Here is a 21,118-nt window from a genome sequence, read left to right on the forward strand (position 1 = left end):
GGATACATTTTTAATTCTTGAAATAGGCATCAAGGAAGACTCCTATTACGGAAAGCTATTATACTCAAAATCCCTGCCTTTTGTTGATTTTACAATTTCCGGGTTAGTGGATCTTTGATTACCCGTCGCCTTCATCGACCAATTCTCTCAAATCTACGGGTACCACGCGTGAAACTCCGGCTTCTATCATAGTGATTCCGTAAATAATATCCGTACTGGCCATAGTCCGTTTGTTATGAGTCACAATGATAAATTGTGACTCACCAGAGAATGTCTGAATAATCTGGTTGAATTTGTCAATGTTCGCATCATCAAGAGGGGCGTCCACTTCATCAAAAATACAAAAAGGTGCCGGTTTTAACAGATAAATGGAAAACAATAGCGAAGTAGCCGTCAACGTCTTCTCCCCACCGGATAGTTGATTGATGGTAAGTGGGCGTTTACCTTTTGGTTTTGCGATAATTTCAATGGCACTTTCAAGCGGATTGTCGGGATCCAAAAGCCGAAGGTCACAATCATCTTCAGCGGTAAACAGTGAACGGAAAACGTTGACAAAATTGGCTTTGATCTTACCAAAAGCATCCAGGAATGTTTCCTTGGCGACTGTGTCAATCTCCTTAATGGTTTCCATCAGGGAGTTTTTGGCATTGATTAGGTCGTCTCTTTGGGCAATGATGAATGTATGGCGCTCCTTGATTTCGTCATAGGCTTCCATAGCCATCGGATTGATGGGGCCTATACGTTCCAATCTTTCCTTAGCCTTGTTTACTTCCTCCCTTATAGTTGCCTCTGATTTCTCCAGATAGGCTGGATCCACTTCAGGTGCCTCTTCCATCAGTTTTTCCAAATCAATCTCAAATTCAACACTCAGTCGTTCTTTGATACCGTTCATGCGAAGCTTGAGCTCATTAAGTGAGTTTTGAAGCTCCATTATGATTGTGTCGATGGTATTGAGGGTGCGTTGGTTATCCCTAATGCCTTTGTCGATTTGGTCGATGGAACCCCTATGGGCATAATATTCCTTTTCTGCTTCTCCTACACCTGCTTCAATGCGATCCTTTTCGGCATACAGCTCAATAAGCTCATCATCTTTGAGTTCGTTATTATCTATCAGATTACGGATTTCCTGGTCAATCTGACCCAGTTCGGTCTGTGCTTTAAAAATCCGTTCTTTACTTCCTTCAAAATTGTCTTTCTTAAAAGTTATTTCCTGGGAGATAGCAGCAGTTTTGTTCATCTGTTGATGATACTGTATATTCTCCTCATTGTAATTCTGAGAATGTTTTGAAACTTCCTCAGAGTCTTCTTGAAGTGTTTCATTCAGTTCAGCAAGTGAACTTTCCACATCACTGAATTCATTTTTTTCAGCCGCAAGTTCAGGATCAATATGGGATACCTCTTCGTTTAGGCGATCTATGCGGTCGAGTATATCTTCCTTTTTATTGGCGTTTGAAGAGAGCATTTCGCTCAATTGTTCTTTCTTGGTCTTTACGGAAACCCACTCCTGATTGATTTCATTAATTTCCTGCTGCAACGCTTCCACCTCCTTTTTGAAACTTATCTCCTTCAATTTAGACAGTTCGCTCAGGTTTCGGTCCAGATTGGAGCGTATTCCACTGATTTTTCGGTTGAGTTCCTTGATTTCTTTTTCAAGTTTTTCCAGATTTTTGGCCCTGCCTATCCGTTTCCCTTCAAAAAGGCCCACAGATCCCCCGGAGATACTGAATTTCCGTTTGATATATTTTGCGTTTTCTGTGATGAAAATGGCGTCCTCATCCGCAGGGATATCCGTTACACCGCCTTTGACAATATATACGTCATCCAGGATATAGGTGATTAGCCTCGCGTATTTTTCATCAAACTCAATGATCTCAGTAGCTGGAACAGCATTTGCAAAAATCTTGTTATGGGCTGGCTTAAATTTCCCAAACTGTTCCAATACAAAGAAATTGGCTTTGCCCTTTGCCGCATCGCTTAACAAATTAATAGCTGCCACAGCCTCCTGCAATGTGTCCACGACGTAATAGTTCATGTACCCCTCCAGGAAATTCTCTATGGTGACCCGGTATTTCTCCTCTGTGGTAAGAATATCCGAAAGGAGTGGAATATCCTTTCCCCAATTTGATTGTTTGCGCAAAAACTTGATGGCCTCAGGGAATCCTTCCAAGTTTTCAACCAGCGACTTGGTAAGATTGTATTCATTCTGTCTGGCATCAACCTTCCTGCTAAGCTGAGTAAGTTCCTCGCGGATGATCTCGCCTGTATGCGAAGTCTCCTCCAATTTTGCCAAGTGTGATTCCTCCTTGCCTTTAATCTGCGAAAGCGAAACCATTTTGGAATCCAGTGTTTCCCTTATCTCCAGTAATTTGTCTTCAAAATCCGCCAGACTTTCCTCCTGACTGTGGTCGTCGGAAGCCGTTTTTTCCAACTCCTGCTTCAATGATGACAGTTGAATTTGCTTGATCTCCAAGGATTTGGATAGTTGATAGATCTTGTCCCGTTTTAGCGCAAATTGACTGTTGAGTACCTTTTGCCTTTCTTGGGTGGCTGTATAGGCTTGTTTTTTGTCTTCATACACAAGCTTTAGGTCCTTCAATTGCATCTCTTTCTCAGCTAGAAGTTTTTCGGCTACTGATTTTTCCTGTTCAAGAGACTGTATGCTAAAGCTTGCCCTTTCATTGCTTTTCCGATCCTGGAGGAGTTGCTCTCTTAGATCTTGAGCACGGTTTTCCAGAAAACGAAGCCGCTCATTTTTGATTTTTTTGTCACTTTCAAACTGGCGGATTTTATTTACGTGATCGTTTAGTGATTTTTGGCGGGAGGACAATACTTTCTCCCGATGGATCAAATCAGCTTTTTGCTTTTCTAACACAGCTTCTTTTTCAGAGACCTGGGTTTGAAGGCTCAGTTTCTTGTCATTTTCCGCTTGGATCCTCCGGCTCAGTTCCATCAGGGTTTCACGCTGATCCGCCACACTTTTCTTCGCCAAGGCAATGCTGGCTGTTTTATATTCCTTTTTGATCTCGAAGTACCTTGCTGTTTGCTTGGCTTGTTTTTCGAGGGATTTGAGATTCTTGTCTATTTCATACAACAAATCCTCGACCCGGGCAAGGTCAGCGTCCGTACCTTCCAATTTCCTCAACGTTTCCTTTTTGCGGTTTTTGAATTTGGAAATTCCAGCTGCCTCCTCAAAAAGCTCCCGGCGGGAGTTGTTTTTGTCATTAAGCAACTCATCGATCATTTTCAACTCGATGATAGCATAGCTATTCGAATTGATCCCAGTGTCCATAAAGAGGTTGGTGATATCTTTCAGACGGCAGGCAATTCCGTTGAGGAGGTATTCGCTCTCTCCAGACCGATAGTATCTCCGACTGATCGTGACATGGGTGTATTCGGTGGGCAATAGATTTTTTGTGTTTTCAAATGTCAGAGAAACTTCCGCCATATTCAGCGGTTTTCTGGATTTGGTCCCATTGAAAATCACGTTTTCCATTTTGTCGGAGCGGAGCATGCGTGTTTTTTGTTCTCCCAATACCCACCTGATTGCATCCACTACATTTGACTTTCCACAGCCATTTGGACCTACAATCCCAGTAATGCCTTTGTCAAAGTGAATGGCCACTTTGTCACCAAAACTTTTAAATCCTCTTATTTCCAGTTTCGAAAGCTGCATGACTGTTAAATTAATCCTAGCAAAATTAATCAGTTCATCCCAATAAGCAAGGATTGAAAGCCGGTACCCATAACGAAGTTTGACCCCAAACGGGGGAAAGTGTTGTTGATAGAAAGAAAGAACACTTTGAGTTTTCCTATTGTTTTAATTTTTATTTGAATAATTATAAAATTGGGTATAAATTTAGGATGTTTTTTTGTGAAATAACAGATGCATTTTAGCAAAATTAAGTGTAATTGGTGATAAAAAGGTTTAGTGGTTCAAATTGAACAGGTGATATAGTTTACCTTGGAAATGTGTTCTTTTTTGAATTTTGGCAATTGAAGTATTTCATTTTTGTCAATGACAGATTAAATAAATTTGAGTTAACAAAATTATTTTGATTATTGGATTTTTAGCAGTTAATTGAGGGTATGATAAGCGCCGATACCTTTTTGGGGATTTTTGAAAAGGGATTTTTACGGTAAATAAATTAATTTATCGAGTTACCATGAAACGGAAAGATAAGATGATCTCAGCGAAATTAGACAAAGCTGAGGGTACTTCGTTTTTTGCCGAAACATTTAAAATGATTGGCAATATATCGGCGGAAAACGACATCCGTATAGAGGGAGTTATCCAGGGAAATGTGTCAACATCGAAAAAAATCGTTGTCGGTAAGACAGGCCAAATTTTCGGGGATGTAAAGGCCAGTCACTTACATGTTTTGGGGAAAATTATCGGAGAAATCTATATATCAGATTTAGTTAAAATCGGTTCCTCCGCTGTCGTGGAGGGTGGCATTATATCTCGAAACATTCAAATAGAACTTGGGGCCATCGTAGAGGCTACGTTAAAAAAACTGGTAGCAACCACTACAGAAGATCAATTGAGTGAATTGAAAAATTATGCTGAAATAGAAAAAAGAAGAGGTTTGACCCTGGAGTTAGGATCAAACCTCCTTTGATATTTGTTAACGGTTTCTGCATCAAAAAAATCAGCTTTTGAAGGAGGCCTTGTGAAGTGCTTGTTCGTTTAGGATGATTTTCCCCAAGTTTGCCAATACCGCTTTCATGTTTCTTTCGCCTGGATTGATTCCATTTATAATTATTCGGGCTACTCCCAAACCATCCACCAAATAAATGGGATCCTTAATTTCTTTTTTTGTACGTTTTATTTCATCATAAAGCATGGTATCAAATGTGTTGTCAGCTTGGTAAAAGACAGGAAACACATTTTCATCGCACAAATAGGAATTGATCCAGTTCGTACAAGCTAAGTGCTCTTCGAAGGAGCGGCTACTGAAACCTACGAGCTGGCAATTGAGTTCTCTCAAGTTCACCAAAGCATCGATTAATTCGACCTTTTCTGTTCGGTTGCCGGGGATCATGTCATATGGGTTGCTGTAGATCAACATCCATTTATTTTTGTACAACCTATTCAAATAGGTGTTTCCAAAATGGGTTTTCACGACTACATTCGGGAATGTTTTATTTACCCATACCAAGTTGTTTTGACCATCAGAATTTCTCATTTTTCATCAGAATTTTGCTGTTAATTTATATATACCTGCTATCTTAGTGAAAGATAATAAATAAATAGTAAAAAAGGTTATGTGAAAAACTATTTTTTAGTCAAAACTGACAAAAATCAGTTATTTTTAATTTTGACAATCGTATGTGGATTAAATTTAACTCATTAAATATGAAAAGTGATTTAGTTAAGATGCAAATCGAATTTCCCGTGTGGGTTGTTCAGTTGATCACTTGGGATTCTAATGGGGTTTTTTAGCGGTTATGGATAATTTTTTTTAACTTACGACCCAATTATCACCAATTATCTATGGATTCAGGTACCGTATTTTATATAATCGCAGTCATCATCTATTTCCTCTACACGGCCTTTCAACAAAGAAAGGCTAAAAATAAAGAGGCGGATGGGGATTCCCTTCCAGATTCTCCTCCTCAGGAGGCCCCACCCAAAGGATCATTTGACGACATACTGAGGGAAATCCGACGGCAACAGGAAGAGCGAGAACGGGATATTGTAATTGCAGGAGAAAAGTCCAGGCCTGCATCGAAAGAGGATGCTGAGTTGGAACCTGTGTATATAGAGGAGGAGATAGACGAACCTTCTTACCCTTCCAAGAAACCAGAATCAACCTATAAGGACCCATACCGAAGTTTATCTGAGTCAAGACCTCTTGTGAAGCTGGATGATCAGGTGGATATACACGAAGATGTAAAAATACTTGGGAAAGTGGAATCCTCCTTCGAAAGCCAGACGACCAACCCCTATGCAACGCTACTCAAGAATCCCCAAACCTTGGTAGATGCCATTGTCGTGTCAGCTATTCTCGAACGAAAGCATTTTTAGTTGCCAGTTTATCCTGGCTTAACCTTCAATATATTAGTAAATGGAAATAACATCCGGCGTAAAACGATCCTGGTGGCGTTCTCTTGGTCCTGGTTTGATTACAGCCGCCCTGGTATTTGGGCCGGGAAGCCTTACAGTCATGTCAAAACTAGGTGCTATCCATGGCTATGATCTCCTTTGGGTTCTTGTTATCACAACAATTCTCATGATGGCTTTTACGGCCATGAGTGCCCGTATTGGATTAGTCTCTTCCATTTCTCTTTTGCAACTTTTCAGGAACAAATGGGGAAAGGGAGTGGCAATCTTTACCGGCCTAGCCATTTTCTTTGTTACGGCATCCTTTCAAGCAGGAAATACGATAGGAGCAGGGATCGCATTTGCCGAATCCTTTCAAACCAGTGCGGCTCCATGGATTGTCTTCATCTCTCTTCTTGCTATAGGGTTGCTTTTCTTCAAGTCCTTCTATCGGATTCTGGAAAAAGTCATGATGCTCATGGTGGCCTTAATGTTAATTTCTTTCATTTTTACCGTAATTTTGGCCAAACCTAACTTGATTAACCTTGCGCAGGGCCTTATCCCTACTATACCAAAGGGTTCCTTACTTCTGGTAATAGCAATGGTAGCTTCCAGTTTCTCCATGGCAGGAGCGTTTTATCAAGCTTATCTGGTACAGGAGAAGGGGTGGAAACTTTCTGAAATGAAGTTGGCTACCAACGAAGGTCTTTCAGGGATCTTAGTGTTAGGCATGATTTCTGGAATGATTCTGATAAGTGCGGCGTCCATTTTACACCCGCAGGGAATCCAAGTAACAGCAGCTGGAGATATGGGAAAATCCCTTGAACCGCTCTATGGGAATTTTGCCACAGCGATCTTCATGCTTGGCTTATTTGGCGCATCTTTCTCGTCCTTAGTTGGCAATGCTACAATTGGGGGAACACTGTTTGCCGATGCCATTTCTCTTGGACGTAACTTAAATAGCTTTCCCGTAAAAGCTCTTATTACTACTGTTATTCTAATCGGGACCAGTGTAGCTTTGATCTTTGGTAAATTGCCGCTTGAATTGATAATTTTCGCACAGGGAATAACAATTTTTGCTGTTCCATTTATAGGTTTTGGTATACTGCTTATCGCCAATGATTCCCGGATCATGGGTGAGTATACCAACAAAAAGCGCCACAATATACCGGGAGTAATTGGCCTACTTGTACTCTTAGCGCTTGCCGGTACCAATTTTTATTCGCTATTTCTTTCCTGATTACTTGAGGTATAAAAAAGATCATATTCTAAGGTACTAAGAAAAGTCAATCAAAAAAAAGAGTCGGTAGTCCAGTTTTTTGAATACTGGACTACCGACAGATTGTTTATGTGACTTTTATTTAGTTGGGAAGTTTGTCCGAATATTTCCCATATACCCAAGTGCCTGCAATGGCACTCAATAACGTGACCAGAACTACCGTAAACCCACTTCCTATCTGGGCAAACAGTGGTCCGGGACAGGCGCCTGTGATGGCCCAACCGAGACCAAAGATAAACCCTCCTATGATCTGGCCTTTACGGAATTCTTTATTTCCGATTTTTACCTTTTCGCCGGAAATGGTTTTGATGTCAAACCTTTTGATTAATTGGATAGAAATGAGGCCTACTAATATGGCAGACCCTATCACTCCGTACATAAAGAATGACTGTAGCCGGAACATTTCCTGAATTCTGAACCAGGAGATAATTTCGGCCTTGACAAATACTATCCCAAATAAAACCCCAACGATGAGGTACTTTAGCAAGCTGTCTTTCTTTTCGCCCACTTGCATATTGGGTGCCTCGCACTCCGCAGGTGTAAGGGGGATATTTTTATCTGATAATTTATTAGTGTTCATAGTTTTTTGTTTCTTAATTTTATGTGATTACAACCCTACAAATTTCATAATATGCGGAAGCAAGAGATGTGTCATTGCAAATCCCCCCAACATGAAAGCTATCGTAGCAATTAAGGATGGGAGCTGTAGATTACTCAGACCCATGATGGCGTGGCCTGATGTACATCCGCCGGCATAGCGGGTGCCAAAACCTACCAGAAACCCTCCTATCACAAAGAAAAAGAGCCCCTTTAAGGTAAATAGGTTTGACCAATTGAAAATCTCCGAAGGCATTAGGGCACTAAAGTCAGTAAGCCCCAACGCCGACAAATCGGCCTGAGTGCTTTCAGAGATGACAATTGCATCGGGATTAGACAGGAGAAATCCCGCAATTACGCCTCCCAGCAATACCCCCAATACAAATACTATATTCCACATCTCCTTTTTCCAATCGTAGGTAAAAAAGGGGATACTGGCAGGAATACAAGCAGCACAGGCATGCCTGAGCGAGGAGGATATTCCAAATGATTTGTTTCCCAAAATTAATAAGGCCGGGACAGTAAGCCCGATTAAAGGTCCCGCCACATACCACGGCCAAGGTTGACTAATCCATTCTATTATTTGTTCCATTTGTTGTTTATTTGTTTTTTAATTAAAATTTATAATCCACTACTATATTTAAATTCCATAAGTCCACCCGATTGATTCGGTATTTGTCGGGGACTTCATTATTCTTTCCTGTCTTATTTATAAGCAGGAACTTTAATTTCATGCCATCCAAATATCCATGAAAACTGTAGTCCAATGCTCCGGCGAAATGATAATAGGAGGGTACCCCGTATTTATTTAAAGAAAACAGGTCGATATCGGGGTTATTTACAGAGCTTGCCCCGAGCAGTCCATTAAGATTGGGGTATTTCGCGAGGCTAAACTCGTATTTTGCCGTTAACGCAGTCACCCCCCCATTTCCTTCAAAGCGTTCTCTGGAAAGACTGGCAAAGAAATTCTCCCTTCCCCATTCCCTGGGGAATAAAAACCGTCCTTGGTCTGATATTCCGAGATAGTTTATCGAAAACGTGTTGCCTCTATGCTTAAGCCCGACTTTAGCACCAAAACCGGCAGACTTTTCTCCACGCATCATAAAGGTCAACTCGGGATCACTATTGCCCCCATGGTTGATCGCTGCTTGGTGAAATCCCTGGGCACCAAGGAGTAGGTCCATTCCCCCCAAATCCATCTGCGTATCAGCTTGAATGAAGTTTATGAGAAAAACGTTTTCAGCCAGATAGTTCCACACCTGTATTTTTGGTGAATCGTTTTTTTGGAAGATCGCTCCCAGTACTCCTATACCCTTGCTGGAGATATTCCCCTTGTAACCGGAACTGGTCCCATATACGTTCCTTCCGAAGGGATATACACCAAATGAATTCTCTACCGAATACCAATTCACCGTACCTCTCATGGTTACATGATTATACCAGGCAGCCATCCACTTCCAGGAATCTGTCTCATAGCCCAACGTTAACCCGTTGAAAATATTCGGCCTCATCCGGTTGTCCTGTTCGTTTAGCAACGGGGTATTGATTTTTTGTCTTCCGAAAACAGCTTTAAATTTATTTAGCTGATAGGAAAGGTATAAGTCCTCCAGCCGATCCAAGTCTTTTGTGTTTTCTACGTTGTTCATGTCATAGAGAAGTACTTCATATCGGTTAATATTCCCTGTACTCGGATCGACTTTATTCAGGTTATGCGCATAGAGTTGAAATACAAAGAAACCGCTAAAGCCAAACTGGAACCCTTTGAAAGAGGGAGAATAATAGCCAATACCCGCCCCTAGGGCATTAGTATGATAATCAGTCAACATTCCTTTATTGTGGGTTCCCATGAAAAAACTTCTAAGATGAAATTCCACCTTTCCAGTTTTTATTTTATCGCCCAAACTACCCTTGGAATCAACTACCAAACTATCACTATTAGTGGTATGTCCCTGCGTGACTCCTTTTAGCGGCAATCCAATAAAAAGGATCACCCCAAAGAGAATACGAATTAGAAAACTATTTGACATAATGTCTTTTCTTGGTGACTTTTATCACATGTGGTTCGCACATATGAAAAATGGCAGGGAACCTCCCCGCCATTTTAAACAAAACTACATCAACCTAACCTAAACCTAATTTCTAGAGTAAAGTACTCGGGCAAACATAATCGCTGACTTGTACTTTCCCTGTCGCCTTAATGGCGTCAAATCCACCTGATATATCCACAAGGTTATCATATCCCCTAGCTTTCAGCACGGAGTTAAATATCATCGACCGGTATCCTCCGGCACAGTGTACATAATAAGTTTCATCTTTGTTGATTTCTGCCATATGACTATTGATATAATCTAATGGAAGGTTTTTCACACCTAAAACATGTTCACTTTGAAATTCACTATTTTTCCGCACATCCAAGACCGGCAGGGATGGGTTTTTGGTTAACATCTCAGCCAATTGTTCCGCAGAGATCTGGGGTATTTCATCACACTCGTTGCCTTCAGCTTTCCAAGCTTCAAAGCCACCCTTAAGAAACCCCATAGTGTGGTCGTAACCTACCCGGGCTAGCCGGGTGATTACCTCCTCTTCTTTGCCTTCCTCTGCCACAATAATGATCTCCTGCTTCACGTCCGGAATAAGCGTTCCTACCCATACCGCAAAGCTTCCGTCAATTCCAATATTTATTGAGTTGGGAATAAACCCTTTGGCAAATACTTCTGGGGCTCTGGTATCCAAAACCAATGCACCAGTTTCATTTGCAATCACCTCAAATTCCGTAGGGCTCAAGGCCTGCATTCCCCTGTTCAATACATTGTCTATGCTATCGTATCCTTGGATATTCATCATCACATTCTGAGGGAAGTAGGCAGGTGGTGGGGTTAAACCAGTTGTCACTTCTTTAATAAACTGCTCCTTAGTCATTTCCTGGAGCGCATAGTTAGTTTTTTTCTGGTTTCCGAGTGTATCGGAAGTTTCTTTGCTCATGTTTTTGCCACAGGCACTACCTGCGCCATGTGCGGGATACACGATCAAGTCATCCGACATGGGTATTATTTTATTATGCAGTGAGTCATAGAGGTGGCCTGCTAGCATATCCTGAGTTAATTCAGCAATTACTTTTTGGGCCAGATCAGGTCTTCCCACATCCCCAATGAACAAGGTGTCTCCTGTGAAAATAGCTTCTTCCTTCCCATCCTCATTGATTAGTAAATACACTGAACTTTCCATGGTATGTCCAGGTGTGTGGATAAGCTTAATCTTGGCATCCCCTAACTCAAAAACCTCTCCGTCCTGTGCGACTTTAGCTTCAAATCCCATTTTCATGGAGGTAGGTCCAAATACGATAGTCGCACCTGTTTTTTCTGCCAGATCTTGGTGGCCCGACACAAAATCCGCATGAAAATGTGTTTCAAATATATATTTGATTGTGGCGCCGTTTGCTTTGGCTTTCTCTATATATGGCTGAACCTCACGCAATGGATCAATAATCGCAGCCACACCCGCGGATTCAATATAATAGGCTCCTTGCGCCAAACATCCGGTATAAATTTGTTCTATTATCATGTGTAGAGGGGGTTATATTGTGTTATTGAATAAATAGTAGTTGTCGTATTTCTATTATTCTGGTAAAACTAATAGGGCCAACTTGCGATCCCTCCATCCAGATTATAAAGACGGCTGAAGCCCATACTGGCCATAATGTCGCATGCCTGGCCACTGCGGTTTCCACTGCGGCAATATAAATAATAGGCCTTATCTTTGGGTAAGTTTTTGACTTGCTTCTCAAAAGAAGGAGAGGTAAGATCTAGATTCCGAGCTCCTTTTATCTTTTTTCCGGAAAACTCTCCGGCTGTGCGAACATCAATAAGCACTGCATCGGGAGCTCTCATACCTGTTTCAAATTCTGCGGAAGATAAATCCTGGTATTTTTTCTCTTTGGTTCTAAAGAAGTTAAACATAGCTGTTCTGATTTTATTACAACACAAAACTACTGCCTTTACCTCTAACAAAAAGTAATTTAAGTCACATAGGAGACGTAAATGAATTAGTTTTGGCTTAATATATCAGTTTTGAATAAATACAGACCTAGAATAAAGGAAAGCCCGATATTAATATTTGGCGAAAGATTGTTGCCAAACATAAAATGTTTGAAGAGTTCTATATAAACCATTCACTTCAAGGCACCGATTTCGCTATGGTTGTAAAAAATATTCAAAAAACGTATACATAATATCGTTGGACACATCATTGGGGTCATGATTGGGGCGATTACTCATTCCTACCCGGTGATCCAAACCATACAGCCTATTTACGGCAATGCTATGGTTAAGCGGAATCCATCTTTCCCGTGGATCTTCCGATCCGCCGGAGACAAAAAATGGCCTAGGAGCCATCAATACATGCAATTCATGCAAGTCCAAATTTTTTTCTAATAGTTGCGGGTATAATCCCGTCATAGGATTATCAGATGTTGGCATGCCACGGTTTCTCCAAGGTCTGGGATGGTAACCCAAGTACCACGGCTCCCAGTAATTAACGGCGGGTTTGGTTGACTCAAATACAATCCCCGGGTCTGACCATGCTGCCGCGGCAAATTTGTCTGTCAGGCAGGAGGCAAACATGGCCCATTTTCCTCCGTAAGAGTGCCCCGTAATGCCTATACGTGCGGAATCCACCTGGGGATGGTTGGATAGAAGCTCCCATGCCGTATTTGCCGCATAAGCGAGCATAGAGAGGGGCTGCACCGTAGCCGAATCGATCTCTGGAAAGTATATGGAGTAAGTTTGGTTTTCGGTGGATTCAGTAGTTCCCAAAGAAAGAGTGACAAATCCTCTTTTTACCAGTTGTAAGGCGAAGTCCCGGTTTGGTTTACCTTGCCCAATACCCGTTTCGGGCTCATAAAACACAGTGACCACAGCGGCGAGATCTTCGCCATGATGGGGTACTAACAGATATCCCTCAGTAAATTGACCGGGAACCCATTCAAAACGTATCTTTTGTTGCAGATGCGTGTCAAGCGACAATTCCTCCAAAATTTCAAAAGAAGGATTTGTTATTGGTTCCGGCCATTCTCCCAATAAACCGTGCCACTTTTCACGTATTTTCACCCGCTGTATTTCCCATTCCTCCAACGTGGTGATTGAGGAACCGTCTTCCTTTGCTAGTGGTGAGGGATATTCGCCAAATTCGTCAAGAAAATCATAGGGGACGGAAAAGTAGGGGATCAATTTTTCCCATTTGACTAGCTGAGCAAGAAAACCAGGGTATGTATGCCCCGTACTAGTGCCTGCCCCCCTCATATGAGATCCATATGTTAAGTTGTCTCCAAAACAGATTATTTTTTTGTTGCCGGAGATCCTTTTCTCCACAGTCAGGTAATTAAATAATTCTTTGGCTATTAGTTGGTATCCTGCCTGGGTAAGGTGGACGCCATCGTCTGATCCTGAATTTCGCTTGTTCATGATCAACTTTCCCGTATGCGCTTCCTTACCGTTTTCGGTAACAAATGCATCATAAAGATCAATAAGCGGAATCCCGTTGCGTTTTGCCAAAACATTAATTACCTCGTTTGCTTTTTTGATTTTGTCCTGAGGTTTTTCATGAAATAGTGATTCCTTGTACCACACCTTCAACGCTATCGTATCGACGGGAGTTAAATTCAGCAAAACGATTTCAAAATTTTGACTATGAAGTTTATTAATGATTTTTTGATAATTTTTCTCAAAGGTGTGGTAATCGATAAATTTTTCTAGATTGATCATGTCATTCATTCCAATCGAAAGAAAAACCAAATCAGGATTTTCTTGAATAATATCTTCTTGAATTCTGTTAAGCATCTCAAAACTGCTTTCTCCCCCCTTACCTTTATTCAAAATTGTCCATTGATCTACCGCAAATACGTTCAGTACATTGGAGTTACTTTCTTTTGGAAAGGTTGGATAAAAGAGTGCTGAAGTTATGAATGCAGTGACAAATAAAATACAGACAGGCAATTGTAACATGGGTTTGCTGAATTAGCAGATTTTGTAGACTTTGGTAGATTCGATCAAGGAATATGGTAGATGGATCAAATATACAGATTAATAGTAATAAATAAATTTTAAAACAAGGAAATATTACGGTTAAATAACAAAAAATGCACCTTAAATTTTTTGTGGAAATAACTATATTTTGAAATGCGGTTCTTAACCAGTTTATTTGAACTAAGGGGTTGTGGATTAAAAAAAGTCTATTAAACTTGCAGAGGCTTAAACGTCCGTTTAGGCCAATTTCTCACCTTTCTAAATAAATCGCATGACATGCATATCGTAAAGCGGACATTTTATTTTCTCCCAACTCTTCTCATCGGGGTACTTTTCCTTATAATTATCGGATGTGAGACACCACAGGGCCAAGTATTGTATATTTCAGGGGACCATGAGGGGGAGCTTTCGGCCTGGTTGATTTCTGAGGGGTTTGCCCTTCAAAATATATCAGATCCTGTAACCTCGATACATGAACTGCCGGATGAAGCTTCTTTATTGGTATTGGCTCCTGGGTATCCACAGCAGCAGGTGGAGTTGCCAGAGGTCTTTTTCGAAGTAGCAACTGAAAAAAAAATAAAACTATATTTAGAATTCCCCCTGTGGGTGCCAGAAATTTCAATGGAAAAGGAGATAATACAAACTAGGTTGGAAAGAGGTGTGGTGACCTCCGAGGTATTTGGGGCTGATCTGCCGCCCATGAAAATTTTGGGTATCAATGATTGTCACATCATTCCTTCAGATGCAAAGGATCCACTTTTAGTCTTGGCCAAAGTTGCCGGATTGGATCATGCTCCATATGGACTGGAAGGGGTCAGCCAATATCCATTGTTGGTGAACCAAGGGGATCACCTGTTTGCGTTTACCAAACTTTCGAATGTGGCTTCTGGTAGATACGGGCCTGAAGATCAATGGAAAAGCCTCTGGAGCTATATCATCCGAGAAATTGCCGGTGAGAAGGAATTTACTTTTGAGCATTGGCCCCGGTATTTGGAGCCAAGCTTTGATGAACAGACGGAACTGACATATGAAGATAAGAAAACCAGTGTCCGAAAAGGAGTAGACTGGTTTTATAAAGGAAGGTTTTTTATCCACCCCTCCTGGGAAGATACTTGGCTTAGGTATCAAAGTGACGGAACTAACCCAGTTGGACCTCCTATTGGCAATGACGCTCCCAACGGAGACGGAACACTCGGATTACTTGAAGGCCATTCATCAAACATTTACTACGACGGTTCTCAGCAGTACCGCTATTGGATCCGGGCAGATGTACAAGGGGAAGCTGCCTATGCATTGGCCGCGGCTGCCAATCTGTTGGACGAGCAATCATATACTACTCCGGCAAAAAATCTTGTTGACTACCTTTTTCAGTCTAATATGCGTACAGGGCCGAGAAGTGATCCCGACTCTGCCGCTTACGGGTTGATCGGTTGGTCGCATACCCATCCCGGGGTTTATTATGGCGACGATAATGCCAGAGCTATCTTGGGAATTCTTGGGGCTTCCGCCCACATGGATTCGGATCAGTGGGATCAGGAAATGGTGGAAGCCATTTTGGCGAATTTCCGGACTACAGGTACTTTGGGATTTAGGAGAAACCGACTCGAACAGCGGGACGTTCAGCGCAACGGTTGGAGGTATTATTGGGATAGGGAAGAAGTAAATCCAGCCCCACATTTCGAATCTTGGATGTGGGCCTTGTACTTATGGCTTTACGATAAAACAGGCCATGAACCTTTACTGACAAAGGCCAAATCTGCCATCAAGATCACCATGGAAGGATATCCCGAGGAGTGGTTATGGACTAATGGCATCCAGCAAGAAAGAGCAAGGATGATTCTTCCACTAGCGTGGCTGGTAAGGGTCGAAGATACTCCGGAGCACAGGGAATGGCTTGATCGAATTGTCAGTAAACTGCTGGAAAACCAAATGGATAACGGAGCCATCCGGGAGGAACTTGGGGGTGAAGGAAAAGGCCGCTATGGCCGTACTAAGTCAAATGCCGAATATGGCCTGCACGAAGCTCCGTTAATATTTGAAAACGGAGACCCCATAGCAGATATGTTGTACACGAGCAACTTTGCCTTCTTTAGCCTTAACGAAGCAGCCCATGCTACAGGTAATCCCAAATATGAGGAAGCTCTGATTAAATTATCAGATTTTCTAACCCGTATTCAGGTGAAAAGTGAGCATTTCGAAGATTTGGATGGTGCTTGGTTTCGTGCCTTTGATTATGGGCGATGGGAGTTTTGGGCGAGTAATGCGGATGTAGGCTGGGGAGCATGGGGTACCCTTTCCGGCTGGACCCAAAGCTGGATTGTTGCTACCCAAGTACTGGTGTTGCAGGACAATAGCTACTGGGAACTGACTTCAAACTCCGCAGTTAGCCAACATTTCCCAAAAACATATAAACTGATGTTTGAAAAATAAGATAAATGAAATCGAGCATGACGAAAACGTCAAACACAGGGATCATTATAGTGGCGAGATTCTCCCGAATTGATTTCGGGACAGCCAATGAGACCGTTGAAAAAACAATATAAACTCATGAAATCGAGCAAGACGAAAACGTCACACAGTGGGATGATTATCATAGCGAGATTCCATCTGACCATTAAAAAACAAAAAATAAACACATGAAATCGAGCATGACGAGATCGTCACACAGTGGGATGATTATAATTGCGAGATTCCATCTGACCATTGAAAAAAGAATTATAAACAGATGAAAAGAAGAAACTTTATTAACCAACTAGCCTTAAGCGGAGGTGCCTTATCAGCAAGTTCTTGGCTTGGAATGTCGTCTGCCGAAGGAAGTACCCAATTCAAAAAAGGAAAAGTAAATCAGCATGCTTCTGCCCTACATGCCGACGTCATCGTCGCAGGAGGCGGTCTTGGGGGTTGTGCGGCAGCCCTTGCAGCCCTAAAAAACGGACTTTCAGTCATCCTCACGGAGGAAACCGACTGGATAGGCGGACAAATCACTCAGCAGGGAGTGCCACCGGATGAACATCACTGGATAGAAACCCACGGTGCACCGCCATCATACCGTGAATTCCGTACCGGAGTCCGGGATTATTACAAAAGAAATTATCCCCTAACTGCCGATGCCAAAGCTAGGGAAAACCTAAATCCAGGTGACGGATCGGTTTCCAGACTTTGCCATGAACCTCGGGTAGCCGTGGCTGTACTAGAGGAGATGCTAGCTCCCTATCAAAGTAACAGACAACTCGTAGTTTTGCTGGAACATAAAATTCATAGAGCTCAGTTATCAGGAAAAAAGGTAGGAAATTTAATTTCCCGAAGCTTGGTCTCTGGAGATGAATGGAAGCTTGAGGCCCCCTATTTTGTAGATGCCACTGAACTTGGCGATTTGTTGCCTCTAACAGGTACGGCGTATGTTACCGGCACAGAATCAAAGGAAGAGACGAACGAACTCCATGCACCGGATAAGGCGAATCCTACCAATAACCAGGCATTTACGATGTGCTTTGCCATAGATTACGTGCCAGGTGAAAATCATGTGATTGAGAAGCCACTGGATTATGAATTTTGGAAAAATCACGTACCTCCTTTGACACCGGCATGGTCAGGAAAAATCTTAGACCTAATGTATTCCAATCCTAGAAATCTTGAGCCTAAAGCATTGGGTTTTCATCCAGAAGGGGTGCCAACAGGTGACTCGCTGAATCTTTGGAATTACCGACGGATCATAAACAAAAATAATTTTACGCCTGGTTTCCATAAAGGTGATATAACGATCGTAAACTGGCCACAAAATGACTACATGCTCGGGAATATTGTCGATGTGGACGAAAAAACTTTTATACACCACGTCAACCGGGCCAAACAACTGAGTCTCTCTCTGCTGTATTGGCTTCAAACTGAAGCCCCTCGCCCAGACGGGGGAAAAGGATGGCCGGGAGTTAGGCTACGCAAGGATATTATGGGTACAGAGGATGGTCTGGCCAAATATCCTTATGTTAGGGAGGCCCGGCGTATAAAAGCACTGTTCACGGTTTTGGAAGAACATGTGGGAGCCGAAAACCGAAAAATGGTCATGCAGGGAAGCGGTCCGGTCAAGGCGGCGGAGTTTTATGACAGTGTTGGCATCGGTTATTATCACATCGACCTCCATCCAAGTAGCGAGGGAGATAACTATATTGATTTTGGTTCTCTACCTTTTCAGATACCCTTGGGTGCTTTGATCCCTCAAGAAACTGAAAACCTTATTCCAGCCAACAAAAACATCGGTACCACCCATATCACCAATGGATGTTACCGCCTTCATCCGGTAGAATGGAGCATCGGTGAGGCTGTAGGATTGCTCGTTTCCTATTGCCTTGAAAATAAATTTTCCCCGAAAGAAGTTCGCGAAAATAAGGAGAACCTTACCAGATTTCAGGAGTTCATCCGGAATCAAGGCATAGAGACAGAATGGCCCGGATAGGCAGGCAAAACTATTTTGTGAATTATACGAATACATGTTAACGCTTAAGTTAAGTCCTAATGTCTATGGAAGCATCTTCGATACACTTACAATCTAAAATCCCAGAGGGTCCGCTGGAGGAAAAGTGGTCGACTTTTAAAAAAAACGCAAGACTTGTGAGCCCAACAAACCGATCCAAATATAAGGTAATTGTAGTTGGAACGGGATTGGCAGGTTCGTCGGCAGCGGCTTCCTTAGCTGAGATGGGCTTTGAAGTCAGCACCTTTTGTTTTCAGGACTCTCCCCGCCGGGCTCATTCGGTAGCAGCCCAGGGAGGGGTAAATGCCGCGAAAAATTACCAGAATGACGGTGACAGCGTTTACCGTATGTTTTATGATACCATTAAGGGAGGGGATTTCCGCTCAAGAGAAGCGAACGTCTACCGCTTGGCGGAATGCTCCGGGCATCTTATAGATCAGGCAGTTGCTCAAGGAGTACCCTTTGCCCGTGAATATAGCGGATATCTGAATAACCGATCCTTTGGTGGCGTGCAGGTAAGCCGCACCTTTTACGCAAGGGGACAAACTGGGCAGCAACTGCTTTTGGGAGCTTACCAAGCCCTTATGCGCCAGGTTCATTTGGGTAAAGTATCCAGTCATACTCGGCACGAGATGTTGGACTTGGTAGTAGCGAACGGAAAGGCCCAAGGCATCATTGTGAGGAATCTGGACACGGGCGAAATAACCCGTCATGCCGCCCATGCTGTTGTTCTGGCTACAGGAGGATTTGGGAAAATCTTTTACCTGTCCACCTTGGCTATGGGATGCAACGGATCGGCCATTTGGCGGGCTCACAAGAAAGGAGCACTTACAGCCTGTCCCAGTTGGACGCAGATTCATCCTACCTGTCTGCCTCAGTCTGGCACACATCAATCCAAATTGACTCTTATGTCGGAGTCGCTGCGAAATGATGGGCGAATATGGGTGCCTGCCAAACTGGGTGAAAATAGATCCGCCAAAGATATTCCCGAAGAAGATAGAGATTATTACCTAGAACGCAGATACCCTTCTTATGGAAATTTGGCTCCCCGGGACATTTCCTCCCGGGCGGCAAAAGAGCGAATAGATGCTGGATATGGGGTAGGAGCAATGAAAAATGCGGTTTATTTGGATTTCAAAGATGCCATTTTAAACCAAGGCAAAGCAGGGGTGAAAAAGAAATACGGGAATCTATTTGACATGTATCAAAAGATTACCGGTGTTAATGCCTACGAGCAGCCTATGCTCATTTCCCCTGCCGCCCATTTTTCCATGGGTGGACTGTGGGTTGACTATGAATTGAGCACCACAATCCCCGGCCTTTTCGCAATTGGAGAAGCCAATTTTGCAGATCATGGTGCAAACAGATTGGGAGCTAATTCACTCTTACAGGCCTGTGTGGACGGGTATTATATTTTGCCCTATACCCTTCCCCATTATTTGGCGGGATTAGGAAAGGATGAAAAGAAGCTTTCGACCGACCAAGAGGCATTTGACTTGGCTGAACAAGATATTAGGAGTGAAGTCAAACGATTGACTTCTGTAAATGGATCCAGAACAGTGGATGATTTCCACCGTTCCCTTGGAAAAATATTATATGATTTTTGCGGACTGAGCCGGACGGAATCGGGATTGGCTGAAGCAATCCAAAAGATAAATGATCTTAAAGATGCATTTCATCAGGATGTTCGCATCCCAGGATCATCAGATCAGATGAACGATGAGCTGGAAAAGGCATGCCGGGTGGCGGACTACTTGGAAATTGCCCGGCAAATGTGTGAAGATGCCCTAACCCGACATGAATCCTGCGGGGCACATTTCAGGGAAGAATACCAGACACCGGAGGGAGAAGCGGAAAGAAATGATTCCGAATTTGCATTTATTTCGTGCTGGAAGTACGGGAAAGAGGGGTCTCAACTAATCCGTGAACCCTTGCAATTTGACTATGTGAAACCAACAGAAAGGAGTTATAAATAATGAATTTTCTTCTGAAAATCTGGAGGCAACCCTCTCCCAAGGCAAAAGGTAAACTGGTGGACTATCCAATATCAGAAATTTCACCCGACATGTCATTTCTGGAGATGTTGGATACCCTTAATGAATCACTTATCGTAAATGATCAGGAGCCTGTGGCCTATGACCACGATTGCAGGGAAGGAATCTGTGGACAATGCGGGGTGGTGATCAACGGCCGTGCTCACGGGCCCTTGGCCAACACGTCTACCTGTACGCTTCATATGCGATCATTCAATGATGGAGATACCATTTATATTGAGCCCTTTCGCGCTGAGGCTTTTCCGGTAAAGAAAGACTTGAAGGTGGATCGTTCCGCATTGGATAAAATTATTATTTCTGGAGGATATATCAGTGTGCGTACAGGGCAGGCACCTGAAGCCAATAGCATTCCCATTTCAAATGAAGCCGTAGAGGGTGCCTTCGATGCAGCCGCCTGCATCGGCTGTGGGGCCTGCGTCGCCAGTTGTAAAAATGCAAGTGCGGCATTGTTTACCGCCGCTAAAATCAGCCATTTGGCCCAATTGCCGCAGGGACAGGTGGAACATAAAAAACGTACTAGGCAGTTAGTTCAGACTATGGATGAGTTGGGTTTTGGAGCTTGTTCCAACACAGGTGCCTGTGAGGTAGAATGCCCGCAGCATATTTCCATAGCTCATATTGCCCTGATGAACAGGGAATATTGGAAATCCTAACAGG

At 42.8% G+C, this 21,118-nt stretch carries 15 protein-coding genes; 7 read left to right on the top strand and 8 right to left on the bottom strand.

The features are described 5' to 3' along the window. Positions 1–118: 118 nt before the first annotated feature. Positions 119–3,673: a chromosome segregation protein SMC gene (gene smc / locus FQ608_RS06605; RefSeq protein ID WP_158857021.1), complete on the bottom strand. Its 3,555-nt coding sequence runs from the start codon at positions 3,671–3,673 to the stop codon at positions 119–121. A gap of 490 nt (positions 3,674–4,163) precedes the next feature. On the opposite strand from smc, the gene FQ608_RS06610 reads away from it, so the two are divergent. After that, complete coding sequence (locus FQ608_RS06610; protein ID WP_158857022.1) at positions 4,164–4,619, top strand: bactofilin family protein; 456 nt, start codon at positions 4,164–4,166, stop codon at positions 4,617–4,619. Positions 4,620–4,649: 30 nt separating this feature from the next. Here FQ608_RS06610 and FQ608_RS06615 read toward each other — a convergent pair whose 3' ends face one another. Continuing rightward, on the bottom strand, positions 4,650–5,186 hold the full coding sequence (locus FQ608_RS06615) for a redoxin domain-containing protein (RefSeq protein WP_158857023.1): 537 nt from the start codon (positions 5,184–5,186) through the stop codon (positions 4,650–4,652). Positions 5,187–5,494: 308 nt separating this feature from the next. Between FQ608_RS06615 and FQ608_RS06620 the strand changes: the two genes are divergently transcribed. Further along, a complete protein-coding gene (locus FQ608_RS06620) occupies positions 5,495–6,028 on the top strand; it encodes a hypothetical protein (protein ID WP_158857024.1) in 534 nt (177 codons plus the stop codon). Between the two features lie 40 nt (positions 6,029–6,068). After that, positions 6,069–7,283, top strand: coding sequence for an Nramp family divalent metal transporter (locus FQ608_RS06625; RefSeq protein ID WP_158857025.1), 1,215 nt, complete (start codon positions 6,069–6,071; stop codon positions 7,281–7,283). Between the two features lie 121 nt (positions 7,284–7,404). On the opposite strand, the gene FQ608_RS06630 is transcribed toward FQ608_RS06625, so the two are convergent. The 6 genes from FQ608_RS06630 to FQ608_RS06655 form a co-directional block, all read right to left on the bottom strand. Beyond that, positions 7,405–7,902 carry a DUF6691 family protein gene (locus FQ608_RS06630; RefSeq protein ID WP_158857026.1) on the bottom strand — a complete coding sequence of 166 codons (498 nt, stop codon included), beginning with the start codon at positions 7,900–7,902 and terminating at the stop codon, positions 7,405–7,407. Between the two features lie 27 nt (positions 7,903–7,929). Further along, entirely contained in the window at positions 7,930–8,511 is a 582-nt protein-coding gene (locus FQ608_RS06635; protein ID WP_158857027.1) for a YeeE/YedE family protein, read from the bottom strand. A gap of 22 nt (positions 8,512–8,533) precedes the next feature. Beyond that, positions 8,534–9,946 (bottom strand): OprD family outer membrane porin, encoded by a 1,413-nt coding sequence (locus FQ608_RS06640; protein ID WP_158857028.1) that lies wholly within the window; start codon positions 9,944–9,946, stop codon positions 8,534–8,536. Positions 9,947–10,058: 112 nt separating this feature from the next. Then, on the bottom strand, positions 10,059–11,480 hold the full coding sequence (locus FQ608_RS06645; protein WP_158857029.1) for an MBL fold metallo-hydrolase: 1,422 nt from the start codon (positions 11,478–11,480) through the stop codon (positions 10,059–10,061). Between the two features lie 68 nt (positions 11,481–11,548). Continuing rightward, on the bottom strand, positions 11,549–11,875 hold the full coding sequence (locus FQ608_RS06650; protein WP_158857030.1) for a rhodanese-like domain-containing protein: 327 nt from the start codon (positions 11,873–11,875) through the stop codon (positions 11,549–11,551). 234 nt (positions 11,876–12,109) lie between these two features. Continuing rightward, complete coding sequence (locus FQ608_RS06655) at positions 12,110–13,918, bottom strand: DUF459 domain-containing protein (RefSeq protein ID WP_199856324.1); 1,809 nt, start codon at positions 13,916–13,918, stop codon at positions 12,110–12,112. 297 nt (positions 13,919–14,215) lie between these two features. Here FQ608_RS06655 and FQ608_RS06660 point away from each other — a divergent pair, with 297 nt between their 5' ends. The 4 genes from FQ608_RS06660 to FQ608_RS06675 all read left to right on the top strand — a co-directional run bounded on the left by FQ608_RS06660 (position 14,216) and on the right by FQ608_RS06675 (position 21,114). Further along, a complete protein-coding gene (locus FQ608_RS06660; protein ID WP_158857031.1) occupies positions 14,216–16,369 on the top strand; it encodes a hypothetical protein in 2,154 nt (717 codons plus the stop codon). 295 nt (positions 16,370–16,664) lie between these two features. Continuing rightward, positions 16,665–18,389 (top strand): FAD-dependent oxidoreductase, encoded by a 1,725-nt coding sequence (locus FQ608_RS06665; protein WP_158857032.1) that lies wholly within the window; start codon positions 16,665–16,667, stop codon positions 18,387–18,389. A gap of 65 nt (positions 18,390–18,454) precedes the next feature. Further along, entirely contained in the window at positions 18,455–20,383 is a 1,929-nt protein-coding gene (locus FQ608_RS06670) for a fumarate reductase/succinate dehydrogenase flavoprotein subunit (RefSeq protein ID WP_199856325.1), read from the top strand. Next, positions 20,383–21,114, top strand: a complete 732-nt coding sequence (locus tag FQ608_RS06675; protein WP_158857033.1) for a succinate dehydrogenase/fumarate reductase iron-sulfur subunit — start codon at positions 20,383–20,385, stop codon at positions 21,112–21,114. Before FQ608_RS06670 ends, FQ608_RS06675 begins: the two co-directional genes overlap by 1 nt. The last annotated feature ends 4 nt before the right edge of the window (positions 21,115–21,118 follow it).

It is taken from the genome of Lunatibacter salilacus (assembly GCF_009797935.1).
GTDB classification, from domain to species: Bacteria; Bacteroidota; Bacteroidia; order Cytophagales; family Cyclobacteriaceae; genus Lunatibacter; species Lunatibacter salilacus.